The organism is Rhodoplanes sp. SY1 (assembly GCF_046000175.1).
Lineage (GTDB): Bacteria > Pseudomonadota > Alphaproteobacteria > Rhizobiales > Xanthobacteraceae > Rhodoplanes.
Genome location: NZ_JBEOMB010000089.1, coordinates 44,367 through 50,366, shown reverse-complemented (window position 1 = coordinate 50,366; position 6,000 = coordinate 44,367). Strand labels below are relative to the sequence as shown.

General features: G+C 71.4%; 4 protein-coding genes. All 4 read left to right on the top strand.

Annotated features, from left to right (window positions below; all coding sequences use genetic code 11):
* On the top strand, positions 1-2,299 hold a 2,299-nt coding region (locus tag ABTU92_RS21270; protein WP_408093625.1), incomplete at its 5' end, for an autotransporter domain-containing protein.
* A gap of 401 nt (positions 2,300-2,700) precedes the next feature.
* Positions 2,701-3,804, top strand: a complete 1,104-nt coding sequence (locus tag ABTU92_RS21265) for an NAD/NADP octopine/nopaline dehydrogenase family protein (RefSeq protein WP_408093624.1) — start codon at positions 2,701-2,703, stop codon at positions 3,802-3,804.
* A gap of 23 nt (positions 3,805-3,827) precedes the next feature.
* On the top strand, positions 3,828-4,823 hold the full coding sequence (locus ABTU92_RS21260; RefSeq protein ID WP_408093623.1) for an LLM class flavin-dependent oxidoreductase: 996 nt from the start codon (positions 3,828-3,830) through the stop codon (positions 4,821-4,823).
* A 114-nt stretch (positions 4,824-4,937) separates the two neighbouring features.
* Positions 4,938-5,921: a Bug family tripartite tricarboxylate transporter substrate binding protein gene (locus ABTU92_RS21255; protein ID WP_408093622.1), complete on the top strand. Its 984-nt coding sequence runs from the start codon at positions 4,938-4,940 to the stop codon at positions 5,919-5,921.
* Positions 5,922-6,000: the final 79 nt, after the last annotated feature.

Below are 6,000 nucleotides of genomic sequence, written 5' to 3'. Positions count from 1 at the left end.
AAAACCGGGGTCCACTTCAACCATCGTCAACACCGGCACCGTCACGTCCTACGACGACAATGCGGTGCATGCGATGACCGACAACGGCCCGGTCACGGTGACCAACAGCGGCACCCTGGCCGCCTACGACAATACGGCGATCGTCGATTCCGGCGTCGGCCATGCCGGCATCTGGGCCCAGGCGGACGTCAGCGGCGCCGTCGTCGTCACCAACACGGCGACCGGCGTCATCACGGCGCCGAGCGACTGGGGCATCAAGGCGCTGACGCCGTCCGGCGACGTGACCGTGACCAATGCCGGGACGATCTCGGCGCTCGGCGGCATCTCGGCGGCGAGCAGCAGCGGCAACGTCACGGTCACCAACTCCGGCACCATCACGGCGACGGCGACGACCAACCCGGTCGCGGTCGCGCTGTCGGCGACGGCCGGCACCGCGAGCTTCACCAACACCGGCACGGTCAACGGCGGCTTCACGACGGCGGGCGGCACCAGCCTGATCGTCAACCAGGGCACCTGGAACCTGCTGCCGGCCGGCGTCTCGACGGCGAGCTGGACGCTCGCCGGCACCACGAGCTTCACCAATGCGGGCCTGCTCACCGTGGCGGCCGGCGGCTCCGCCACCTTCACGGGGCCGACCGGCACCACCACCTTCACCAACACGCGCTCCGGCACGATCGCGCTCGGCGCCGGATCGAGCCTGACGCTCACCGGGGCGACCTTCGTCAACGAGGGCACCGTCACGGTCGCGGCCGGCGCCAGCCTGTTCGCGTCCACGGTCCAGGTCGACGGCACGCTGACCGTCAACGGCACCTCGACCGGCACGGTCGAGGTGCGCAGCGGCGGCCTCCTCAAGGGCTCCGGCACGATCGGCGAGACCGAGGTGCAGTCCGGCGGCACCGTGGCGCCCGGCAACTCGATCGGCACCATCACGGTCGCCGGCAACTACACCCAGGCGGCGGGCTCGGTCTATGCGGTCGAGATCGGCCCGAACGGCACCTCCGACCTGATCCGGGTGACCGGCACGGCGACGATCGCGGGCGGCACCATCGCGGTCTCGACGCTCGGCGCCGCGACGGTCGGCACCCGCTACACCATCCTGACCGCGGCCGGCGGAGTCACCGGCACCTACACGTCGGTCGCCAATGGCGGCGCGGTCTCGGCCTTTGCGACGGCGAGCGCCGCCTACGATCCCAACAACGTCTATCTGGACGTGCGGCTCACGCGCGCTTTCACGGCGGCAGCGGCGACCGCCAACCAGGCCGCGGCGGCGGCCGGGCTCGGCAGCCTGACCAACGCGAGCGCGCTCTACAACGCCGTCGCCTTCCTGCCGACCGACGCGGCGGCGCGCGCCGCCTTCGACCAGATCTCGGGCGAGGTCCACGCCTCGACCAAGGGCGCCCTGATCGAGACCGCCGGGCTGGTGCGCGATGCCGCGCTCGACCGGGTGCGGGCCGCCTTCGACGCGGTGGGCCCCGGGGTCGAGCGGACGACCCTGTGGAGCCGGGCCTTCGGCACCTGGGGCACGGCGGGCAGCGACGGGAACGCTCGCGCCTTCGACCGCTCGACCGGCGGCTTCGTGGTCGGCGGCGACGGCGTGGTCCTCGACGGCTGGCGCCTCGGCCTCCTGGCCGGCTACAGCCGCACCACCGTCTCGGGCACGGCCGGCGCCGCGACGGCCGACGGCTATCACGTCGGCCTCTACGGCGGACAGCAGTGGGGCGCGCTCGGCCTGCGCGGCGGTGCCGCCTACACGTACAACGACATCGCGACGTCGCGCAGCGTGGTGCTGACCAACTTCTCCGATCGCCCGACCGCCGAGTACGGGGCGGGCACGGCGCAGGGCTTCGCCGAGCTCGGCTGGAAGGTGCCGGTGGGGCGGAGCGTGCTCGAGCCGTTCGCGGCGCTCGCCCACGTCAACCTGCACACGGATTCGTTCACCGAAGCGGGCGGCGGCGCGGCGCTGCGGGCCGGCTCGGACGACACCGGCGTGACCTTCACGACGATCGGCCTGCACGGCACCGCCGACGTCGCCCTCGGCGCCGCGGCCGGCAAGCTGCGCGGAACAGTCGGCTGGCGGCACGCCTTCGGCGACACCGATACGCTCGCGACACTGGCGTTCGCCGGCGGCAACCCGTTCACGGTCGCCGGCGCGCCGATCGCCAAGGACGCCGTCGTGAGCGACATCGGCCTCGACGTCGCGGTCGCGGCGAACACGACTGTCGGCGTGTCGTGGCGCGGCCAGTACGGCGCCGACCTCTCCGACCAGGGCGTGCGGGGCAATCTGCTCGTGCGGTTCTGAGCGGGCGGCGTTCTTTCCACCGCGCCCGCGGCACGCTCCGCTCATCCCCGCGAAGGCGAGGATCCAGCGCCACAGATCGAGGTGCATCCTTCCCTCGTTTCCGCGAAGGGACTCCAGGACGTCGTTCCGTGAGGCCCCTGGGTCCCCGCCTTCGCGGGGACGAGCGGAGTCCGGGGCGCATCCCGAGCCCCGGGACGACCCGCAGTGCCCGGCCTCCACTTTGCATAAAGACCGTTGCCTCGGCCGCCCTGGTATGCAGACTTGGGCGTCCTTCAACCGCGACGGTTCTTCGCGCGCATGCCGTTCAGCATCGACCGTTCTCCAGCCGAAGTCGTGTCGCGCGGCCGCGCGCCTGCCGTCGCGCCCGGCCACCGGCCGCGCCTCACCGGATTGTCCGAACCATGAGCATCACGTCGATTGCCGTTCTCGGCGCGGGTCACGGGGGCTTCGCAGCCGCGGCCGATCTCGGACGCCGCGGCTTCTCGGTCCGCCTGCACGCCCGCAACCCCGACCGGCTGGCGCCGATCCGAGCGCAGGGCGGCATTCAGGCCCGCGGCATCGTCGAAGGGCTGGTGCCGGTCGATCTCCTCACCTCGGACGTCGCCGAGGCGGTGCGCGGCGCCGACCTGATCATGCTGGTGGTGCCGTCGGTCGCGCACGAGACCTATGCGCAGGCGCTGGCGCCGCTTCTCGACGGGTCGCAGCCTGTGTTCGTCAATCCCGGCCACACCGGTGGTGGCCTGCACTTCGTGCACGAGCTGCGCCGCGCCGGCTATCGCGGTCCGGTGAAGACCTGCGAGACCGTGACGCTGACCTACATCACGCGGCTCGAAGGGCCGGCGACCGTCAACATCTACAGCTACACCAAGCGGCTGCGCTTCGCCGCGCTGCCCGGCCGCGACCGCGGCGCGCTCTACGCGCTGATGAAGCCGCTCTATCCGGAGATAATCGAGGCGTCGAGCGTGCTGGAGACGGCGCTCGCCAACATCAACGCCGTGTTCCATTCGCCCGGCATGATCATGAACGCCGGCTGGATCCAGCACACCGGCGGGAACTTCCTGTTTTATCGCGAGGGCATCACCGACGCGGTCGGCCGCGTCACTTCGGCGGTCGACGCCGAGCGCATGGCGGTCGCCGAAGCTCTGGGTGTGCCGGCCGTGTCGTTCCTGCAGCTCTTCCACGACGCCGGGCTGACCACGGCGGAGGCGCGCGACTCCGGCGACATCTCGCGCGCCTGCATCGAGAGCGCGCCGAACAAGACGATCAAGTCGCCGGGCACGCTAGACCATCGCTACGTGCACGAGGACGTCGGCTACGGCCTGGTGCCGATGGCGGCCCTCGGCCGCGTCGCCGGCGTGCCGACGCCGACCATGGACGCGCTGATCCAGCTCGCTGGTCTGTCGCTCGGCATCGACTACTGGCGCGACGGCCTGACGCTGGAGAAGCTCGGGCTCGCCGGCAAGTCGGCGGCGGAGTTGCTCGCGCTCGTCGAGACCGGGACCTGAGGGGCGAGGCGATGGCGGGGCGCGTGCGGATCGGTGTCAATTTCGACGGCTTCGTGCCCACCGGCGAGGCGATCGCGCTCGCGAAGGACTCGGTCGCGGCCGGTGCCGGCAGCCTGTGGGTCGCCGAGCATCTCGGCTATCGCGAGGCGATCGCCACCTGCATGGCGTTCGCGTTCGCGGTGCCGGGCGAGGCGGCCCTCGTGCCGACCGCGGTGAGCCCCTATGTCAGCCACGCGGTGCCGACCGCCATGGCGCTCGCGACCCTCGACGAGGTGGCGTCCGGCCGCGCCGCCATCGCGGTCGGCACCGGCAACCCGATGTTCCTGAAGGAGGCCGGGCAGGCGATGGTGAAGCCGGTCGCGGCGGTGCGCGAGTTCGTCGCCGCGCTGCGTGCGCTGTGGACCGGCGAGCCCGTGCACACCGAAGGCGAGTTCGTGCGGCTCGCCGGCGCCCGCCTCGCCGTCGTGCCGAAGACGCCGATCCCGGTCTATGTCGCCGCCATCGGACCCGATATGCTCAGGCTCGCCGGCCGGGTCGGCGACGGCGTCGTGCTCTCGGCCGGGCTGTCGATCGCCTCGGTCCGGCAGTCGATCGCGCATTGCACGGAGGCGGCGGCCGGGGCAGGGCGCGACCCGGATGCGATCAGGCGTGCCGGGTACATCTTCTTCGCCGCCTCGCCGGACGGCCGCGCCGCGCGCGACATCGTGCGCGAGCGGCTCGCCTTCGTGATGCGCAACAAGTTCCTCGCAGAGAACATCAAGTCCTCCGGCATTCCGATCGACCACGAGGCCGTGATCGCCGCGATCGCGCGGCGCGACATCGCCGGCGCCGCCGCGCTCGTCTCCGACGAGGCCGTGGACGCCTTCGGCATCGCCGGCACGCCGGACCATTGCATGCAAAGGCTCGCCGACTTCGTGGCGGCCGGGCTCGACGAGCCGGTCCTCGGCCTGCTCGGCACGGCGGATGACTGCGCCCTCGGCCTCGACGTGATCCGCCGCTTCGCGGCCGAGACGCGGTGACGCCTCGCGCCGCGCGGCATCGACGCGGCACGTTTCTTGAAAGTGCAGGGGGCCGCGCCGGGCTCGTCTCGGATCGGTCCCCGCCCGTGACGTCCATCTGATCAGGAGACCACCATGAAGCGCAGGGATCTATTGAAACTCGCCGGTGCCGGAGTGATGGCGGTCGCCGCGCCCGCGGTGTGGACCGAGGTGAGCGCGCAGGCCTTCCCGTCCGGACCGATCACGCTGGTCGTCGCCTGGCCGCCGGGCGGCGGCAGCGACATCAGCATGCGGCTGCTCGCCGATGCGCTGTCGAAGCAGATCGGCGTGCCCGTCGTGGTGATGAACAAGCCCGGGGCAGGGGGCGCGATCGGACATCGGGAGGTGGTGACGGCGAAGCCCGACGGCTACACGATCGGAATGCTCGCCTCGGGCGGCGTGTCGCTGCCCTATCTCAACCCGCAGGCCAACACGCTCGACGAGATGGAGCCGATCGCCTTCTTCGGCGAGGATCCGTTCGCCCTGCAGGCCAGCAATGCGAGCGGCATCGGCTCGTTGAAGGAGCTGATCGAGCGCGCCCGCGCCAATCCGGGCAAGCTGCGCAACGGCAACGACCAGCCGGGCGGCTCGTCCTACATCGCGATCTCGATCTTCGAGAAGCAGCTCGGCTTCAAAGTCACCAAGGTGGCCTATGGCGGCTACGCCCCGACCGTGACGGCCCTGATGGGCGGCGAGATCGACACGGCCGCCGTGCCGGTGCCGGACGCCATCGAGCCGCATCGCTCCGGCAAGCTGAAGCTGCTCGGCGTGTCGGCGGCCGAGCGCCACTTCATGGCGCCCGAGATCCCGACCTTCAAGGAGCAGGGCGTCGACCTGATCGCCGGCTCGTGGCGCTGCATCATCGGCCCGAAAGGCATTCCGCAGGACCGGCTCACATTCCTGGAGACCAACATCCTGAAGGTGCTCAAGGACCCCGAGTTCGTCGACAAGGCCAAGAAGGCCGGCTTCGCGATTCAGCCCGGCGACGGCAAGGCCACGGCGGCGCGCTGGAAGAAGGACGACGCCGAGCTCTATCCGATCCTGCTCGAAGCCGGCCTCGTGAAGGCGCGGCAGAAGTAGGCGAACTTCGGGGACAGGTCATTCCGGGGCGCCGCGCAGCGGCGAACCCGGAATCCAGCCATGATCACCGGGTTGGTCC

What these genes read in the sequence shown, in the direction of transcription:
- ABTU92_RS21265 (WP_408093624.1), top strand. Translation starts at nt 2,701, where the DNA reads ATGAGCATCACGTCGATTGCCGTTCTCGGCGCGGGTCACGGGGGCTTC.
- ABTU92_RS21255 (WP_408093622.1), top strand. Translation starts at nt 4,938, where the DNA reads ATGAAGCGCAGGGATCTATTGAAACTCGCCGGTGCCGGAGTGATGGCG.